Source organism: Mycobacterium sp. WMMD1722, assembly GCF_049315205.1.
GTDB lineage: Bacteria > Actinomycetota > Actinomycetes > Mycobacteriales > Mycobacteriaceae > Mycobacterium.
Window position 1 is genome coordinate 3,581,682 of the sequence record NZ_CP186056.1, and the last position, 18,128, is coordinate 3,599,809.

The 18,128-nt window shown below is 69.6% G+C and carries 17 protein-coding genes; 11 read left to right on the plus strand and 6 right to left on the minus strand.

Annotated features, from left to right (window positions below; genetic code table 11):
* Positions 1 to 2: 2 nt before the first annotated feature.
* The 4 genes from ACN27E_RS17135 to ACN27E_RS17150 all read left to right on the plus strand — a co-directional run bounded on the left by ACN27E_RS17135 (position 3) and on the right by ACN27E_RS17150 (position 4,488).
* A complete protein-coding gene (locus ACN27E_RS17135) occupies positions 3 to 1,214 on the plus strand; it encodes a cupin domain-containing protein (protein ID WP_422743242.1) in 1,212 nt (403 codons plus the stop codon).
* Positions 1,211 to 2,119, plus strand: a complete 909-nt coding sequence (locus ACN27E_RS17140) for a sucrase ferredoxin (protein WP_422743243.1) — start codon at positions 1,211 to 1,213, stop codon at positions 2,117 to 2,119. Before ACN27E_RS17135 ends, ACN27E_RS17140 begins: the two co-directional genes overlap by 4 nt.
* Positions 2,112 to 3,182 (plus strand): aldo/keto reductase, encoded by a 1,071-nt coding sequence (locus ACN27E_RS17145; RefSeq protein ID WP_422743245.1) that lies wholly within the window; start codon positions 2,112 to 2,114, stop codon positions 3,180 to 3,182. The genes ACN27E_RS17140 and ACN27E_RS17145 overlap by 8 nt, the downstream gene beginning before the upstream one ends.
* 79 nt (positions 3,183 to 3,261) lie before the next feature.
* Complete coding sequence (locus tag ACN27E_RS17150; RefSeq protein WP_422743247.1) at positions 3,262 to 4,488, plus strand: sensor domain-containing phosphodiesterase; 1,227 nt, start codon at positions 3,262 to 3,264, stop codon at positions 4,486 to 4,488.
* Positions 4,489 to 4,506: 18 nt separating this feature from the next.
* Here the strand turns inward: ACN27E_RS17150 and ACN27E_RS17155 are convergent, their stop codons facing one another.
* Complete coding sequence (locus ACN27E_RS17155) at positions 4,507 to 5,985, minus strand: phospholipase D-like domain-containing protein (RefSeq protein WP_422743248.1); 1,479 nt, start codon at positions 5,983 to 5,985, stop codon at positions 4,507 to 4,509.
* A gap of 59 nt (positions 5,986 to 6,044) precedes the next feature.
* On the opposite strand from ACN27E_RS17155, the gene ACN27E_RS17160 reads away from it, so the two are divergent.
* Entirely contained in the window at positions 6,045 to 7,361 is a 1,317-nt protein-coding gene (locus ACN27E_RS17160) for an acyltransferase family protein (protein WP_422743249.1), read from the plus strand.
* Positions 7,358 to 9,886, plus strand: coding sequence for a DEAD/DEAH box helicase (locus ACN27E_RS17165; protein WP_422743250.1), 2,529 nt, complete (start codon positions 7,358 to 7,360; stop codon positions 9,884 to 9,886). Before ACN27E_RS17160 ends, ACN27E_RS17165 begins: the two co-directional genes overlap by 4 nt.
* 21 nt (positions 9,887 to 9,907) lie before the next feature.
* Here ACN27E_RS17165 and ACN27E_RS17170 read toward each other — a convergent pair whose 3' ends face one another.
* Positions 9,908 to 11,044: a CynX/NimT family MFS transporter gene (locus tag ACN27E_RS17170; protein ID WP_422749939.1), complete on the minus strand. Its 1,137-nt coding sequence runs from the start codon at positions 11,042 to 11,044 to the stop codon at positions 9,908 to 9,910.
* Positions 11,045 to 11,260: 216 nt separating this feature from the next.
* On the opposite strand from ACN27E_RS17170, the gene ACN27E_RS17175 reads away from it, so the two are divergent.
* Positions 11,261 to 11,668: a hypothetical protein gene (locus ACN27E_RS17175; protein WP_422743251.1), complete on the plus strand. Its 408-nt coding sequence runs from the start codon at positions 11,261 to 11,263 to the stop codon at positions 11,666 to 11,668.
* The gene (locus ACN27E_RS17180; protein ID WP_422743257.1) at positions 11,665 to 13,164 is read left to right on the plus strand and encodes an FAD-dependent oxidoreductase; all 1,500 of its coding nucleotides are present in this window, start codon (positions 11,665 to 11,667) and stop codon (positions 13,162 to 13,164) included. Before ACN27E_RS17175 ends, ACN27E_RS17180 begins: the two co-directional genes overlap by 4 nt.
* Here the strand turns inward: ACN27E_RS17180 and ACN27E_RS17185 are convergent.
* Complete coding sequence (locus ACN27E_RS17185) at positions 13,101 to 13,727, minus strand: M15 family metallopeptidase (RefSeq protein WP_422743259.1); 627 nt, start codon at positions 13,725 to 13,727, stop codon at positions 13,101 to 13,103. The two genes, ACN27E_RS17180 and ACN27E_RS17185, sit on opposite strands and share 64 nt — an antisense overlap.
* Before the next feature lie 35 nt (positions 13,728 to 13,762).
* Here ACN27E_RS17185 and ACN27E_RS17190 point away from each other — a divergent pair, with 35 nt between their 5' ends.
* Positions 13,763 to 14,263, plus strand: a complete 501-nt coding sequence (locus ACN27E_RS17190) for a hypothetical protein (protein ID WP_422743260.1) — start codon at positions 13,763 to 13,765, stop codon at positions 14,261 to 14,263.
* Here ACN27E_RS17190 and ACN27E_RS17195 read toward each other — a convergent pair.
* The gene (locus ACN27E_RS17195; protein ID WP_422743261.1) at positions 14,245 to 15,084 is read right to left on the minus strand and encodes an SDR family NAD(P)-dependent oxidoreductase; all 840 of its coding nucleotides are present in this window, start codon (positions 15,082 to 15,084) and stop codon (positions 14,245 to 14,247) included. The genes ACN27E_RS17190 and ACN27E_RS17195 overlap by 19 nt on opposite strands.
* Positions 15,085 to 15,295: 211 nt before the next feature.
* Here ACN27E_RS17195 and ACN27E_RS17200 point away from each other — a divergent pair, with 211 nt between their 5' ends.
* Positions 15,296 to 15,544, plus strand: a complete 249-nt coding sequence (locus ACN27E_RS17200) for a hypothetical protein (RefSeq protein ID WP_422743263.1) — start codon at positions 15,296 to 15,298, stop codon at positions 15,542 to 15,544.
* 70 nt (positions 15,545 to 15,614) lie between these two features.
* Here ACN27E_RS17200 and ACN27E_RS17205 read toward each other — a convergent pair whose 3' ends face one another.
* Positions 15,615 to 16,361 carry an ANTAR domain-containing protein gene (locus ACN27E_RS17205; RefSeq protein ID WP_422743265.1) on the minus strand — a complete coding sequence of 249 codons (747 nt, stop codon included), beginning with the start codon at positions 16,359 to 16,361 and terminating at the stop codon, positions 15,615 to 15,617.
* A 269-nt stretch (positions 16,362 to 16,630) separates the two neighbouring features.
* Between ACN27E_RS17205 and ACN27E_RS17210 the strand changes: the two genes are divergently transcribed.
* On the plus strand, positions 16,631 to 17,302 hold the full coding sequence (locus tag ACN27E_RS17210) for an SDR family oxidoreductase (RefSeq protein ID WP_422743266.1): 672 nt from the start codon (positions 16,631 to 16,633) through the stop codon (positions 17,300 to 17,302).
* Positions 17,303 to 17,309: 7 nt separating this feature from the next.
* Here ACN27E_RS17210 and ACN27E_RS17215 read toward each other — a convergent pair whose 3' ends face one another.
* On the minus strand, positions 17,310 to 18,059 hold the full coding sequence (locus ACN27E_RS17215; RefSeq protein ID WP_422743268.1) for a DUF899 domain-containing protein: 750 nt from the start codon (positions 18,057 to 18,059) through the stop codon (positions 17,310 to 17,312).
* Between the last annotated feature and the right edge of the window lie 69 nt (positions 18,060 to 18,128).

Genomic DNA, 18,128 nt, shown 5'->3' on the forward strand with positions numbered 1-18,128 from the left:
CCATGCTGAGCCGCTGCATCCGAGTCGACCCCGCGACGTTCGCCGAGCAGTACTGGGGTCGCCGGCCGCTACTCAGCCGTTCGGACGCGCTGCCCCACGACTTCGGTGATCTGCTCTCGCCCGATGCGGTCGACGAGCTGATCGCCGAGCGTGGGGTTCGCGCGCCTTTCATCCGGTTGGCCAAGGAGGGCGACGTCCTGGCCCGAGACTGTTACCTCTCGCCTGCCGGTTTCGGCGCCGAGATGCCCGACCAGGTGGATTCGGCCAAGGTGCTGGCGCAATTCGCTGCCGGCGCGACGATCGTGCTGCAGGGTCTGCACCGGCTGTGGCCGCCGCTGATCGACTTCGTCCGCGCCGCGGTGGACGATCTCGGTCATCCCGTCCAGGCCAACGCCTACATCACCCCGCCGAGCAACCGCGGCTTCGATCCGCACTACGACGTCCACGACGTCTTCGTTCTGCAGGTCGCCGGCCAGAAGCGCTGGATTGTGCACGACCCTGTGCACGAGCACCCGTTGCCGTCACAACCGTGGACGCACCATCGCGGGGCGATCGCCGAGCGGGCCGGCGAACCGCCGGTCATCGACACCGTTCTGTCGGCCGGCGATGCGCTGTACCTACCGCGGGGGTGGGTGCATTCGGCTCAGGCGTTGGACTCGACGTCGATCCATCTGACGGTCGGGGTCTCGGCGGTGACCCGCTTCGATGTCGCCCGTGCCGTGGTGGACCAGTTGGCCGCCGATCCCGCCTTCCGGGAGTCGCTTCCGATGACCGCCACCCCGACCGACCACGATGAGATCATGGCGACGGTGACCAAGGTGATGGCCGAGGTGGTCGACAGCCTCCGCGACGGTGGTGCACTGCACAGCGCAGGAGCCGCCGCCCAGTTGACCCGCCGCCACGCCGACCGCACGCGCCCCGTTGCCGTTCGCCCGCTGGCCGCATTCGACGCGGCGCAGGCGGCCGGCGGTACCCCGGTGCGCTGGCGGCCCGGGCTGATCGCGACGGTCGAAGCGGTGGGCGACCGTGTCGCGCTCCGGTTGCCGGACCGCGTCATCAGCTTCCCCGCCCTGTGCGCCGCCGCCGTCGAGGCGCTGCACCGGGGGCAGGTGCTCGCCGCCACCACCACCCCTGGCCTGGATACCGCCGACGCAACCGTCCTGATCCGAAGACTGCTGCGAGAGGCCGTCGTCGTGCCGGCGGCGTGCGGATGAGTTCTGGACCGAGACTTCCCTGCAGTGACCAGTCACTGGCCCGCGCCGATCCGATGTACGGCACCGCGTCGGCCGGATCGCGGTGGCTGCTGCTCGAACTGCCCGGCGGCTGGGGTCCGTCGGCCTTCCTGCAGTCACCGTCGGTTCTCGATCCCACCCTCGGCCGGGCCATCGTGCGCCGAGCCGAAGCCGCCGGCATGCGCATCGCGGCGATCCGCCGCCACGGGCGCCGGAACGCCCCACCGCGATGGCGGTGGTTCGTGGCGCAGTCGGACGTCGGCGAAGAGGTCCTGCACACCGGCGAGGTCAGCGGTCCCGCCGAGTTCCTCGAACTGGCCCTCGACGGAAGCGACGGCGTCCGCACCCCCGACCCCCTGGTGGTCGTCTGCGCGCACGGCAGACACGATCAGTGCTGCGCTGTGCGCGGCCGCGGAGCCGCCGCGGCCATCGCCGCCGAATATCCCGAATTCACCTGGGAATGTTCACATCTGGGCGGCGATCGGTTCGCCGCGACCATGCTGATCCTGCCGCACGGTCTGTGTTACGGACGGGTCGATCTGACCGATTCCGCCGAACTGGTGCGCCGGTACCTCGACGGCCGGCTCGACGACCGATTCCTGCGTGGGCGTACCTCGTTACCGCACGCCGTGCAGGCGGCCCAGCACTTCGCTCGGCAGGCCTACGGCGACGACCGCATCGCCGCACTGTCCCCGCAGACCGTCGAACCGTATGAGGGTGGGGTGCGGGTCGTGCTCGATTCCGGAGCCGGGATCGTGGACGTGCGACTCGACGAGGGGCAGTCCGAACCGCTGTTCTCACAGTGTCGGGCCACGGTGGCCGGCCGGGTCCGCATCTTCACGCTGAACTCGATCGTCTCCGGTCCCTACGATGGCTTGTATGGCTGAGGAATTCACGATCTCCGACGTTCCGTTCACCCATGACCCCTGGGTGGCCGCGCGCACCCGCTACGACGACATGCCGTACCGCCGCGTCGGGTCGTCCGGGTTGTTGCTCCCGGCGATCTCGCTGGGGCTCTGGTACAACTTCGGCGACAATCGGCCCTTCGACGTCCAGCGGGAGGTGCTGCGGTACGCCTTCGATCGGGGCATCACCCACTTCGACCTGGCCAACAATTACGGACCGCCCTACGGTTCGGCGGAGGAGAACTTCGGCCGCATGCTGCGCGGCGACTTCAAGCCCTACCGCAACGAGCTGATCATCTCCACCAAGGCGGGTTGGGATATGTGGCCGGGTCCCTACGGTCAGCTCGGCGGTCGCGCGTATCTGCTGGCCAGTCTGGACGAGTCGCTACGCCGGCTCGGCCTGGACTACGTCGACATCTTCTACTCCCATCGCATCGACCCCGGCACTCCACTCGAGGAGACCATCGGCGCGCTCGACACGGCGGTGCGCTCCGGTAAGGCGCGATACGTCGGCATCTCGTCGTACTCGGCGGACAAGACGGCCGAGGCGGCCGCGATCGCGCAGCGACTCGGCACTCCGCTGGTGATCCACCAGCCCTCGTACTCGTTGCTCAACCGCTGGATCGAAGACCGTCTCACCGCCGAACTGACCCGGGCCGGCATGGGCGCCATCGCCTTCACCGCCCTGGCACAGGGTCTGCTGACCGACCGCTACCTGCAGCAGCCGCCGGCCGATATCGACCGCGCCACCAAGCGACCCACCTTCGACGACGAGCTGGTCACCGACGAGGTACGGGAGCGGCTGCGAGCGCTGGCCGGCATCGCCGAGCGACGGGGTCAGACGCTGGCACAGCTGGCGCTGGCGTGGGTGCTGCGCGACCCCGCCGTGGCCTCCACCCTCGTCGGGGCGTCGAGTGTGGCGCAGCTCGAAGAGAACCTCGCGGCGCTGGCGAAGCTCGATTTCACCGAGGAGGAACTCACCGAGATCGACCGGTACGCCTCCGAATCGGGCATCGATCTGTGGCGCGAGAGCTCCGACATCTGAGGGATCGCAGGCGAAATCCCGGCGCTGCGGCGAGAATACAGCTGGGCTTCCGCGAACACCCGACGACAGAGGTGACAGCTTGCCGGAGAGACTCCGCGCCGCCGCGTCGGGCGATGGGTTGGTGTCGGCGTTCCAGCCGGTCGTCGAGTTACCCGAGGAACGGGTCGTCGGTTATGAGGCGCTCGCCCGTTGGCCCGGCCTGGGCGATCCCCCGCCGCAGCAGGTGATCGCCTACGCCGAGGCACACGGCGGACTCGACGCGCTCGACCGCGCCTGTATCGCCGCCGCGATCAACGGTGCTGTGGATCAACAGCTTCCCGACGGTTCCCTTCTCCTCGTCAACTGTGAACCCGGCAGCGACCACCACGGTATGGCCGACGACCCCGTGGTGACGCATGCGCGTGAACACTTCGACCTGGTCTTCGAGCTCACCGAGCGCAACCTGCTGGCCCACCCGGGTGGTCTGCTCCGCAAGGTCACCGAATTGCGAGCCGGCGGCGTGTCCGTGGCGCTGGACGACGTGGGCAGCGATCCGGCCTCGGTGGCGCTTCTGGACCTCCTGCGGCCGGATCTGGTGAAACTGGACATGGGTCTGCTCGAGCGCCGGCCCGGCCGCGAGCAGACCCGCACCATCGCGGCGGTCCTGGCGTACCACGAGCGCACCGGCGCGACGATCGTCGCCGAGGGCATCGAAACCGATCAGCACGTCGAGCAGGCGCTCAGCCTCGGCGCCGCCTTCGGCCAGGGGTACCGTTTCGGCCGTCCGGTGCTGCGATTCGACGCTGACCCCGTCGCGTGGATGCGCTCGCCGGTGGATGTCCTGCCGGCCCCGGCCACCCGCTCGCTGTTCGACGCGGTCGGGGTGCGCACGACGATCCGGGCGGCGCCGATCGACACCATGGTGGCGCTGTCGCAACTCGTCGCCGACCAGGCGGGCCAATCGGCCGATCCGGCGATCGTGCTGACCGCGATCCAGCGGGCCGAGTTCTACAACGCGGGCCTGTGCGATCGCTACGGCGCCATCGCCCGGAATTCGCCGCTGGTGGCCGTCTTCGCCGACCGGGCCGACGCCGACTTCGGCGCGGGTGTGCGCGGTGTCGAGCTCGATCCGGGCGATCCGCTGCGCGACGAATGGGTGCTGCTCGCGCTGGGTCCACATTTCGCCGCGGCACTGGTGACCCGGCTCGAGGACGTGACCAAGGATCTGTCGGGTCCGTGGGACGATGTCCGCACCGATGTGGCCCTGACCTATGACCGCGCCCTGGTGGTCGAGCTGGCGCGCGATCTGTTGGCCCGAATCCCTTGACGGGCAACGGATTCGGCGTCAGGGTTGGTCGGTGAGCCCGGCGATCCAGCGCTGGACGCTGCGGGTCAGTGACTGGGGCACGCTCGCCGGGTCCATCAGGTCGTTCTCGGCGAACAGGCTGGCCTCGCCGGCGACGGTCTCCTGGGTGAAGCGTCGCAGGGTCTTTCCGGCGGCCATTCCGTGGCCGCGAAGACCCTCGATGGCCTCGAGCAAGCCGCCGCATTCGCGCATCGTCGCGTCGAGATGCCCGAACGACACCCCGAGGTGTTCGGCGATCAGCGCGTTGCGGATCGCCACCACGGCCGCCCGGACATCCCCGCGCTCCTCGGGTTCGGTGGCGTCCACCGCGAGATCGCATTCGCTGTCGAAGCCCATCGACCGGTTGTTCAGATTCGACGAGCCGATGCGCAGCAGCCGGTCGTCGATCGCCATTACCTTCGAGTGCACGTAGATCGGGGTGCCGGCGTCGGTCACCGGCCAGTAGACGCCCATCCGCCCGTAGGCGTCGGCCGCCCAGAGCTTCTGCAGCAATCTGTGCCGCGCGCTGTCCATCGCCTGCTGTTCCAGGCGGCTCTCGGAACTGCGGGGCATGACGACCACGATCTGGGGTCCGTCGGCCTCCTGCAGTCGCGCACACAGGGCGTCGGCGATGGCGCGCGAGGCCAGGTACTGGTTCTCCAGGTAGATGATGTCGCGCGCCGAGGCGATCGCGGCCAGGTTGAGCGCCTCGACTTCCCGCACCTCCGCGCGGGAGCCCAGCGCCGGCAGGGTGCGGGCGACCCCCACATCGAGATTACGCAGCGTCGGCTCGAGTCCGCGCGGCCACGTGTCGTGGCCGGATTCGACCGGATCCAGCGACTGCCCGGTCGCGGTCCGCCAGCGGTCGCGGGCCTGCTCACCGAGCGCCCGCGCGGCCCCGCCGTCCACTGCCACCACGACGTCGTGCCGCGGACCGTACGGGTGGCCGAGGTTGCGGCGGAACCGATTTCGGTCTTCGTGGGCGGGGGTGTCCCAGCGGTCGACGGACAGGTCGATGCCACCGCAGAACGCGACCGCGTCGTCGATCACCACGATCTTCTGATGGTGCACCGACCCGGTCGGATGCGCGCCGTCGATCGCGAAGTGCAACCGTTCGCTGCTGAGCCAGTTCAGCAACGCCACCGGGGTCATCTGACCCCAGATGCCGCCCAGGGCAGGCACCAGACGCAGATTCGAGCGCAGCAGATACACGTCGAGCTGTCGCCGCACGCGGACCAGCCAGCGCAGGAACATGCCCAGCTGATTGGGGCCGCGGACGGATTTGTCCGCGGGTTCGAACACCATCCTGGTGTCGAAGTCCCACCCGACCAGCATCACCCGGTGCCGGGCACGCAGCATCGCCGCCTTCACGTGGACGAAGTAGTCGGCGCCGTCGACGATGCAGGCGTAGCGGTCGGCCCGCTCGACCCGCCAGCAGGTCTCGCCGGGTAGCAGCAAACCTCCGTCGCCCCCAGACACAGCGGTGTGTCTACCACATGGGCAGGGCTGCGAACCCGGGTTCGACTACCGTGCGAACCGTGGACGAGACCAGGGCCGCACAGCCCGCGCGCGAGCTGGCCCTCGACCTGTACCGGTCGGCGGCCGTACTGCTCGTGGTCATCGGGCACTGGCTGCTGTCGGTGATGACGTACCGGGACGGCGAGTTCGGCCGCGACAACCCGCTGGTGCTGATGCCGTGGACGCAGTGGCTCACCTGGTTCTTCCAAGTCGTCCCGGTGTTCTTCGCGGTGGCCGGGTACGCCAGCGCGGTGTCCTGGTCGCGGCGGCCGGCTGATGGCAGCGAATCCCGGCAGGAGTGGATTCGCCGACGGGTCGCCCGCACCCTCGGGCCGACGGCGGTCTACGCGGTGGCGATCCTCGCGGTGATCGCCGCGCTGATGGCGGCCGGGATCAGCGGTGCGGTGCTGGAATTGGGTGGCTGGGCAGTGGCCATGCATCTGTGGTTTCTGGCGGTGTATCTGATGGTGGTGGCCCTGACCCCGATCGCGGTGGCCGCGCACCGGCGGTGGGGCCTCGCCGTGCCCGCGGTGCTGTGCGCGGGCGTGGTGATCGTCGACGTGGTCGGGATCGGCACCGGGATTCCCGAGATCCGGATGGCCAACTACTTCTTCTGCTGGGCAGCGATCTACCAGCTCGGCATCGCCTGGCACGGCGGGTTGTTGTGTCGGCGCCTGCTCACCGCAATGGCCGTGTTCGCCGCCCTGGCGTTGCCCGCGCTCGTCACCTGGGGCCCCTATCCGATCGCCATGATCGGCGTGCCGGGCGACCGGGTGGAGAACAGCGCACCCCCGTCGGTGGCGCTGCTGGCGCTGGCGCTGGTCCAGATCGGGGTGCTGTTCGCGCTGGTTCCCCTGCTGAACCGGGTACTCACCCGCGGCGCCTGGCCGCGGATGATCGGCGTGGCGAACAACAATGTGATGGCGCTGTACCTGTGGCACATGCTGCCGGTCATCGTGGTGACCCTCGTCGGATATCCCACCGGGCTGCTGCCCCAGCCCCCGCTGGGTTCGGCGGCGTGGTGGCTGGCCCGGCTCGAATGGGAGCTGGTGCTGGCGGTGGTGGTCGCGGCGCTGCTCGCGCTGATGGCGTGGCAGCGTCGCCTGTTCACCCCACCGATCCCGACCTTCGCCGCACCGGTTTCCGCCGCAGTCGCCGAGGGTTCGCTGTATCTGGGGACGGCGGCGTGCGCATTGGCGCTGTCGCTGCTCTCGGCGGCCGGCTTCGCCCCGGACGGCCGGTTCCCCGTGCTGGTCGCCGTGCTGTTCGGCGCCGGTGCACTGCTGGTCGGGGTGCGGCCGAAGGAGCGGTCGATGGTGAACCGCGTGGCGCGATGACCGATCTGTCCACGCTGGCCGCCGAGGGCGCCGACCCCGACGAGCTCTTCACCTCGTTCGCGGCCTGGGCGCAGGATCGCGGCACCGTCTTGTACCCGGCTCAGGAAGAGGCGCTGATCGAGCTGGTCAGCGGTTCCAACGTGGTGCTGGCGACGCCGACCGGCTCGGGTAAGTCGCTGGTGGCCACCGGCGCCCAGTTCGCCGCGCTTGCCGCCGACCGGGTGAGCTTCTACACCGCTCCGATCAAGGCACTGGTCAGCGAGAAGTTCTTCGCGCTGTGCGCGGTGTTCGGCGCGGAGAACGTCGGCATGCTCACCGGCGACGCCGCGGTGAACTCCGACGCGCCGATCATCGCGTGCACCGCCGAGGTGCTGGCGAACATCGCGCTGCGCGAGGGCAGCGGAGGCCGGACGAACCAAAATTCGAGCCTGGTCGTCATGGACGAGTTCCACTTCTACGGCGATCCCGAGCGCGGCTGGGCCTGGCAGGTGCCGCTGCTCGAACTGCCCAGGGCGCAGTTCCTCCTGATGTCGGCGACGCTCGGCGACGTCACCACGCTGCGCGAAGATCTGACCCGGCGCACCGGCAGGCCGACGGCGCTGGTCGCGAACGCCGAACGTCCGGTGCCGCTGTTCTTCTCCTACGCCACCACACCGATGCACGAGACGATCGCCGACCTGCTCGAGACCAAACAGGCGCCGATCTACGTCGTGCACTTCACCCAGGCTTCGGCGCTCGAGCGAGCCCAGGCGCTGATGAGCGTGAACGTCAGCACCAAGGCGGAGAAGGCCGCGATCGCCGAGCACATCGGCGCCTTCCGCTTCTCTTCGGCCTTCGGCACCACATTGTCGCGCCTGGTCCGCCACGGCATCGGGGTGCACCACGCGGGCATGCTGCCCAAGTATCGACGGCTGGTCGAACAGCTCGCTCAGGCCGGCCTGCTCAAAGTCATCTGCGGTACCGACACCCTCGGCGTCGGGATCAACGTGCCGATCCGCACGGTGGTCTTCTCGGCGCTGTCGAAATACGACGGCACCCGCACCCGGCAGCTCAATGCCCGCGAGTTCCACCAGATCGCGGGACGGGCGGGACGCGCCGGATACGACACGGCCGGCACCGTGGTGGTTCAGGCCCCCGAGCACGAAGTCGAGAACCTCAAGCAGTTCGCCAAGGTGGCCGACGATCCCAAGAAGCGGCGGAAGTTGGTGCGCCGCAAGGCGCCCGAGGGCATGGTGCCGTGGAGCGAATCGACCATGAACCGCTTGGTCGAGGCGACTCCCGAACCGCTGACCAGCAACATGCGCGTCTCCACCGCGATGATCCTCGATGTCGTCGATCGCCCCGGGGACCCGTTCCTGGCGATGCGGCGCCTGCTCACCGACAATCACGAACCGCGTAAGAAGCAGTTGCGCCTGATCCGCGAAGCCGTGGGTATCGCCCGCTCGCTGCTGCAGGCCGGAGTGCTCGAACGCCTCGATGCTCCGGAGCCCGACGGCCGGCGCTACCGCCTGACCGTCGACCTGCCGGCCGATTTCGCCCTCAACCAGCCGCTGTCCACGTTCGCGCTGGCCGCCATCGACCTGCTCGACCAGGACGCTGAAGACCCTGCAACGTATGCGTTGGACATCCTCTCGGTGATCGAGTCAACGCTGGAGGATCCGCGTCAGATCCTGGCCGCACAGTTGAACAAGGCCCGCGGTGAGGCGGTGGCCCAGATGAAAGCCGACGGCATCGACTACGACGAGCGGATCGAGCTGCTCGACGAGGTCACCTATCCCAAGCCGCTCGAAGAGCTCCTCGCCCATGCCTTCGCGGTGTACCTACAGACCAACCCCTGGGCCGCGGACGCCGTGCTGTCCCCCAAGTCGGTGGCCCGGGAGATGTGGGAACGTGGATTCACCTTCCGCGAGTACGTCAGCGTCTACGGTCTGACGCGCTCGGAAGGCGCTGTGCTGCGCTATCTTTCGGACGTCTTCAAGGCCCTGCGCTCCGGGGTTCCCGCGGCCGCCCGCACCGAGGAGTTCACCGACATCGTCGAATGGCTCGGCGAGCTGGTCCGCCAGGTCGACTCGAGCCTGCTCGACGAGTGGGAGAAGCTCACCAGTCCGGAACAGCCGTTGGACGCGCCCGTTCAGGTTCCGAGCCGACCCCGGCCGTTGACCGGAAACGAGCGGGCGTTCACTGCGATGGTCCGCAACGCGTTGTTCCGGCGGGTCGAATTGTTCGCCCGGGAGCGCTGGGCCGAACTCGGCGACCTGGACGCCGGCTCGGGTTGGACCGCGCAGCGCTGGGCTCAGATCGGCGACGCGTACTTCGACGAGCATGACGAGGTCGGCACCGGCGCCGATGCCCGTGGGCCCGCGCTGCTGCTGTTCGACCGCAGACCCGGGGTGTGGGCGGTGCGCCAGATCCTCGATGACCCGGCCGGTGACCACGACTGGGGCATCTCGGTCGAGGTGGATCTCGACGCCTCCGACGAGGAGGGCGCACCGGTGCTGCGGGTCGTCGACGCAGGCCGGTTGTGACGCCGCCCCGAGTCGATGCAGCTATCCCCGCGGAGGTCGGGTCCGGGTCATCGTGACGTCCTTGCCGGCCAGCACGGTCGAGGCCGCCTGTGGGATCAGGGCCAGCGCCAGGGCGGACATGGCCACCGTCCACGATCCACTCAGATCGTGCAAGGCGCCGATGGCCACCGGGCCTACCGCGGCTAGGGCATAGCCCACGCTCTGCGCCATTCCCGAGACCTGGCCGGTCTGGGCGGTCGAGGTGCTGCGCAACACCATGAACAGCAGCGCCAAGCTGATCGAGGCGCCGGGTCCGGCCATCACCAGCAGGACCCACAGGGTGGGTACCGAATCGGTGGCCAGCAGACCGGCGAATCCGACGGCGGTCGCCAGTAGCGCCAGGAAGGTGACCGGTCGCTGGTCGGCGAACCGGCCGGCGACGATGGGCGCCGCGAGCGACATCAGCAAGGCCGCCACCTGACCCGACGCCAGCACCGCCCCCGCTCCGGCCGCCGACATCCCCCGGTCGACCAGGTAGTCCGGCAGCCATGCGGTGAACGTGTAGAAGATCAGCGACTGCGCGGCCATGAAGATGGTGATCGACCACGCGATCGCATTGCGCCACAGAGGCTCTCGACGTGGTTGGACGTCCATCCGGTGCACCCGCCGCAACAGCGGTAGCCAGGCGAGCATGGCGACGAGCGCGAAGACAGCCCAGCTGGCCAGCGTCAGTCGCCAGTTGCCGCCCAGGGCCTGATCGACCGGGATGGTGACCGCCGCGGCCACCGCGGAGCCACCCGTCAGGGTCATCGAATACAGACCGGTCAGCAGGCCGGAGCGGTGCGCGAAGTCCCGTTTGATCAACGAGGGAAGCACCACGTTGCAGACGCCGATACCCGCGCCGGCCAGCGCCGAACCGGCGAAGAGAGCCGACGAGTCGGGCAGCAACCGGACGGCGGCGCCGAGAACCAGGACAGCCAGCGCCCCGAACACGGTGCGCTCGATGCCGTACCGGGCCGCCGCCCGCGGCGCGAGCGGTGCCACGAGCCCGAAGACCAGCACCGGCAGGGTGGTCAACAGCCCGACGACCGCACTGCTCCAGCCCGTCTCCGCCTTGATGTCGCCGACGAGCGGGGCGACGGCGACCACCACGGGCCGCAGGTTGGCCGCCACCAGCATGATGGCCAGCGCCACCCCGACGACGGCGATCCCGGTCGGTGTATCGGTCCGGCGGGACGCGAGAGGAGCGGTGGTCACCGCCCCAGGGTTCTCGACGCATGCCGAATCAAACAAATCCCGCCGTCGCCACCGCGAAGTCAACAGACGTTGACATGAACCGGTGCATTGCATATCGTCGACGTCACCAACTGTTGACATCGTTCGGAGAGAGGCGCCATGCCCGTCACCGCCATCCAGATCGGACTGGATCCGGATCTGATCGACTACTCCGCGCCGGACTTCGCGCAATTCGCCGGGCTGTCCAGGCAGAGTCTGCGCAAGGCCAACGACGACAACGTCGCCGGCCTGCGCGAGGCCGGTTACCGCGTCGACAACTGTCTGATTCCCGCGGGACGAGCCGGCGCCGAGAAAGCCCGGCAGTGGCTCGACGCCGGGCACTACGACGCCGTGCTGATCGGCGCCGGCATTCGCCTGGTCGCCGGCAACACGCTGCTGTTCGAGGCGATCGTCAATGCCGCACACCTGACCCAACCCGGCTGCCGTTTCGTGTTCAACCGCGCCGCGGTGGCGACACCGGAGGACATCCGGCGCTGGTTCCCCCGTCCCGAGACGGTGACTCGATGAGCGTCGGAGAGGCCGACGTCGTGGTGGTCGGGGCCGGGCCGACCGGGCTGGCCGTCGCCGGCGATCTGGCGCGAGCGGGCCGCTCGGTCGTCGTGCTCGAGCGTCGCCCGGCGATGAATCCATCCAGCCGGGCCTTCGCCACCATGGCGCGCACCCTCGAACTGCTCGACGCGCGCGGGCTGGCCGACGATCTGCTCACCCGGGCGCACCGCGCTCCCGGCGTCACGGTGTTCGGTGGTGCCCGCATCGACCTGACACACCTCGATTCGCCCTACCCGTTCGTGGCGGTGACACCGCAGGTCAACGTGGACCGCGCACTGCAGGGGTACGCCCGCGCCCACGGAGCCCGCGTCGTCCGGGGTGCGCAGGTGGACGCCGTGGCCCAGGACACCGATGGGGTGACGGTGACCGCCCGCGATCCGGCCGGTCACCGAACACTTTGGCGCGCAGAGTTTCTGGTCGGAGCCGACGGCGCCCACAGCGCGGTGCGCCGGCTGATCGGGGCTGAATTCCCCGGCCGGACCCTGCTGTCCTCGATGGTGCTGGCCGACGTGCTGCTGTCCAACGGTCCGGCCGGCAGCGGGCTGAGCCTCTACAGCACCGGTGATCTGTTCGCGTTCCTCGTCCCCTACGCCGGCGGCTCCTGGTTCCGCACGATGGTGTGGAACCGCGCTGACCAGCGCCCCGACCGCGCGCCGGTGGACCGCGCCGAGGTCACCGGCGTGCTGACCCAGGCGATGGGTACCGACCCGGGGCTCGTCGAGCTGGGCTGGGCCTCGCGCTTCCACTGCGACGAACGGCAGGTCGACCGATACCGGCACGGCCGGGTGTTCCTGGCCGGGGACGCCGCACACGTGCACTCCCCCATGGGCGGACAGGGGATGAACACCGGGATCCAGGACGCGGTCAATCTGGCGTGGAAGCTCGACGCGGCGCTCGGCGGCGGGCCGGAGGCGGCCCTGGAGACCTACCACGCCGAGCGGCACCCCGTCGGCCGGCGGGTGCTGCTGCAGTCCGGACTGATGGCGCGGGGCATCACGCTGCGCCCGCGTCGCCTGCGGGCCATACGCGATCTGCTGGCGCCCCGGCTGCTGCGGGCGCCGCGGGTGCGCGACGCCGTCGCGGGGAGCTTCGCCGGCACCACCCTGCGGTACCCGCACGCCGTCGGCGAGAGCCCGCTGGTCGGGACCCGTGCCACCCAGGTCCCCCTGGTGGGGCGTCGGCTGACTGAGGTGCAACGGACCCCCGGTTTTGTCTTCGTCCGCGAGCGTGGGTGCGATCCGGTGTTCGCGCCGGGGTTGCTGCAGGTCGAACGCGCCGATGGCGGTCCCGCCGTGCTGGTGCGGCCCGACGGCTACCTGGCGTGGGCCGGCCGCTCGTCAGACCGATCGGGGTGGCTGCAGGCGCTCGCGGCCTGGACGACCGCCGGCGGTCAGCCCGCGGCGTTGGGCCTCATCGGCGGGCAGTTGCCGCCGGCGTCGGCGGTCAACTCGTAGTGCCAGAGCTCGTTGGCGTAGACCTGGCACAGGCCGAACCGGGACCCGTTGCGCGACATCCACGCGGCGGCGTCGGGGCCGCCGACATCGACGGCCTTGCCCTGTACGTGCATCGAGGTCTGCGGGGACGCGACGAATTGACTTGCGGCCTCGGGGCTGCCGTAGGTTTGCACGCCGTCGTCGAACAATCGCTGCTGGAAACCCGGTGAGCGCCAACCGGAGTTGATCTCGACGGTGATTCCCTGCGCGGCGGCGGCGTCGGTGGCTTTCTGCACCGCGGCCAGCAGTGCCGGGTCGAGCCGGCCGATCACCGGATCGGACACGTCGTAGGCGGACAGGGTGTCCCCGTCGGGGAGGTAGCCGCCGAATGTGTCGGTCGCCGCGGGCCCGAGGGAGAACGGCGGGGTGTCCTGGGGCGGACCGGCGGCGGTGGGGCCGATCAGTGCGTCATCCGTGCCGGGTGCGGCGGGGTCGGCGGCGGCGGTGGTCGCGCCGAAGAGCAGCCCGGCGGCGATGACGGCGGCGGCCGGGACGAGGGTCTGGCAGTGACGGCGACGGTGCATGGTGAGCTGACATTGTGCCTCATTAGGATCGACGCATGCCTGCGCCGGATCATGTGCACGATGTCCGGTCCGGTCGCTCCACTGTGCTGGCCGCGCTCGCCCTGGTGCTCGCCGCCGCCGCACTCGCGGTGTCCGGCTGGACGTGGTGGCAATCGAGGACGGAGCCGTCCTATTCCGAGGAGCAGCGGTCGGCGGCCAAGGCGGCCGTCTGTGGGGCGTTCACGTCGGTCCGGACCGCCGTGGCGACCAATACCCATCTCCAGCCGCCGGGTGGGGCCGTGGACGTCACGGGTGCGCTCGCGACGGCGGCCAATGCGCGCGGAGCCCTGATGAACGGCGGACAGTACCTCTTGGCCCGGCTGGAGCCGGCGACGCCGCCTGAGTTGGCGGACACGACAAGGCAATTCGCGAACAAGCTGCTCGACTTCGGAGCGGCCGCGACCGCCGGGGTGCAGAACACCGATCCCGGGCAGGAAGCGCTGTCGAAAGAACTCGACACGCTCGGTGACCGGCTCGGTCAGCTCTGCGGAGTCTGAGCAGCCACCCTCGCCCGTTCCCTCATCGAGGCGACGACGCCACCGTCGTTGAGGATGTCGGTGCCCGTGAGGTAGCCGGCCTTGGGACTCGCGCAGAAGGCGAACAGTTCGGCCATCTCCTCGGGCCTGCCCCAGCGCGGCACGGCGGCATCGGTGACCATCGTCCCGGCGCCGGCCTGTTCCTCGAGGCGGCCCATCTCGGTGTCGACGGATCCGGGCGACACGGACACCACCCGCAGCCCCCGCGCGGTGAACCGCTCGGCCTGTGCGGTGCTGTACCACCGGACGAAGCTCTTGCTCACCGCATACGCCAGACCTGAACGCGCCTGCTCCGGCGCGGCGGCGCACACGGCCGACATCTCGGCGAGGAAGGCGTCCTGATCCGTCAGCGCCATGGAGAAGCGGGTTGTCGGGATGATCTCCTCGGGCAGCAGGTGGGCCGCCATCGACGCCACGTTCACGATCGCGGCGCCCTCGTCGGCGGTCGCGTAGAACGCCTCGTTGACGTTGACCGTGCCGATCGCGTTGGTGCGCATCACGAAATCCGCGTCTCCCATGCTGGGGCTCACGCCCGCTGCGTGGATCACTGCCGACAACGCGTCGCCCGCGACACGGAACACGTCGTCCACCGCCGACCGGTCGGTCACATCGCCGTACACGCCCGTCGCCGATACCCCGATCCCGTCGAGCTTCGCCACGGCCGCATCGAGACGTTCGCGCCGCACGTCACACAGGACGACGTGGTGATCGCGGCCGACGATCTCCGCCGTCGCCACCCCCATTCCGCCCGCCCCACCGGTGATCACCACAACCCGATCCATGGCCGCGACGGTACGGGTGCCGGCGTCCCCTGTCAGGAGGTCCTGGAGAAGTGCCGCCGAGTCCGCGGGCCTCGATGAATCAGTTCCTGCCAGCCGGCGGTCAATCACTGCCAGCGGGATGGAACACCTCTGACCTGCTGGTTGACCCTGTCAGACCGGCCGGGAAACCTTCCAGACCGACAGGCACGAGAAGACAAGAAGAGGTACGACCATGAACACCTACGGATTCGCCACCGCCGCCGCCACCACTTTGACCGCCGCCTTCCTCGGGCTGGCCGCCCCCGCGATGGCCGCCCCCACCGGCCCCTCCAACGCCCAGGACACCATCAGCCAGCTGCAGGACCGCGGCGTGCGCGTCATCATCAACCGCCAGGGCGCCGTTGGCCCCCTCGACCAGGCCTCGGTCACCTCGGTGCGCTTCGACACCGACGACCACGTGGCCTACGTCAACGTCCGCTGACGCGGAAGATCCGCTGAATGAGCCGAGTCGGGGCGCCCCATCCGGGGCGCCCCGACTCGTGCGTGGACCGCTACCGGGCGTCCTGGTTCAGCGAGTCGAGAAAGACCGCCGCCACGGTGTGCAGTTTCACGTTGCTGTGCTGAGACTGGGTGACCAGCCGTTGGAAGGCCTCATCCTCGCTGCAGCCGTGAATGGCCCGCAGTGCACCTTTGGCCTGGTCGATGACCGAGCGAGAGGTGAGCGCACCGTTGAGCTGGTCGACGGTGTCCCGGTAGCGCTGCAGGCGGCGGGCGGTGGCGATGGCGTGCCCGGCCGAGACCGTGTACAGCCGCATCAGCGTCTCGTCGAAGGGGTCGAAGGCGGTCGCGGTCCGGCTGTAGATGTTCAGCGACCCGACCAGTTCGGGGTCGTCGTCCACCCGCTCGACCAGCAACGGCACCGAGAGCGTCGCGCTGATCCCACAGGACTGGGCGGCAATGACGAACTCCGGCCAGCGCTGATCGTCGGCGCGTGTGGCCACGCGGACCGGTCGACCCCGGGCGGCAGCTTCCAGACACGGCCCGCGTCCGGACGCGTACTGCTCCTCGTCCAGCCGCAGGAGCAGGTCGTCGGTATGGGCGGCCGTGCGGGGCGCCTCGCCGGTCAGCACGCTGATGCTGACCGCATCGGCGTCGGGGATGGCGCCGGCACCCGAGGACGCGACCCGCTGCAGGGCGTCGTCGAGGGGTTCCTCGGCGGCGACGAGAGACAACAGAGACTCAATGGCGTCGGCCGCACTCTCGAGTCGATCCAATTCATCGGGTCGAGCATCGGTCATCGCCGGGTTCGGTCCTCTCAGCAGCCAGCCAACCGCCCGACTTTATGAAGCTCGACCATCCGGATCAGCCGGAAAAGCCCGTCTGCGCCGATCTGTACGCGAAGTGGCCCGACTCGCTACGCGATTTGGCCCGTCAGTTTGTGGTGGATGGCGGCGTCGGCTCGGAGTCCTGACGAAGACGCCACCTTATTGTGACCTTACGTAGTCCTTATTTTCCTTATTTTTTGTTGTACGGTGGGGTTCACAGCCAGCGACGGAAGGAACTCGAGATGCGACAGGACCCCGCGCGGATCGTTCTGGTGACCGGCGCGTCCAGGGGCGTGGCCGCCAAGGTCGCCCGCCGACTGGCCGACGCAGACACCCATGTCCTCGTGCACTACCGGCGCAACGTCGCCGCCGCCGAGGCGGTCGCGGCGGCCATCCGCGAGGCCGGTGGCAACGCCTCCACGCTGGCTGCGGACATCTCCGATGCCGCCGCCACGGCGGCGATGATGGACTCGATCGAGGCCCGTTTCGGCCGGCTGGACGCGATGATCCTCGACGCCTCCGGTGGCCTCGGTGCGGGTGCGAACGTCAGCTACGCCGTCGGCGGCGACCGTGAGGCGCACCGGCGCCTCGCCCGGCTGGCCATGCCATTGATGCCCGCCGGTGGCCGCATCGTGTTCGCCACCAGCCACCAGGCGCACTTCTTCCCCAACAAGGCGGTGCCCAAGGGGTACGCCGCCGTCGCCGCGGGCATCCGGGCCGGTGAGACCGCCCTGTCGGCGATGCGGCTGGACTTCGCCCGCGCCGCAATCCAGTTCACCGTGGTATCGGCCAACCTGGGCGGGCCGCTGCCCGCGGTCGACGACATGGCCGCCGCGATCGTCCGGTCGGTCAACACCACGAATCCCTCCGGCGTGGTCTACGTGGGCAGCGCGAACTACCTGATGACCGCCTGACCAGAGGTCAGCCGGCGCGGGGCGGCCGGGGGTCGTGCGGGTCGTCCGGATCCGGGTCCCCGAACCATCGGGACGGCTCGCGCACACCGTATTCGTCGTGCCACGACCACCATTCGTACGGCGGCGTCTGCGGGTATCCCGGCGGCGAATCTTCCCACGTCTCCTGCCGGCCCAGCGCCGTCATGTCGAGGAACGCCCACGTGTTGACGAAGGTCTCGTCGCCGCGGGCGTCGATGAAGTAGGTGCGGTAGACGCGGTCGCCGTCCGGGCCGGGCACCCGGATGAATGCGTTGGTGCCGTGCCACTGCGCGACGCCGAAGTCGGTGTCGAAGTCGTCGACGATGGTGTACCACGGGATGTTCCAGCCCATCCTCGCCGTGATCCGCGCGAGGTCGGATTGCGGTGCGCGCGAGGCGTACACCAGCGTGGTGTCACGGGCGTTGAGGTGTGCGAGGTTGCCGATGTGGTCGGCCATCAGCGAGCAGCCGACGCAGCCGTGGTCGGGCCACCCGTGCACGCCCGGGTCGACGAAGGCGCGATAGACGATGAGTTGGCGGCGACCGGCGAAGAGGTCGAGCAGATCCACCCGGCCGTCCGGCCCGTCGAAGGCGTACGCCTTGTCGACCGCGAGCCAGGGCATTCGACGTCGCATGGCGGCCAATTCGTCACGCGCGCGGGTCAACTCCTTCTCCTTGACCAGCATCTGGCTGCGCGCGGCCTCCCATTCGGACGCCGAGACGACGGGCGGTGTCTGCATCCTGACTCCCCTTTCGTTCAACAGCTCAGTTGAACTTCACGATTCAGCAGAGCACGGCGGGACGCTATA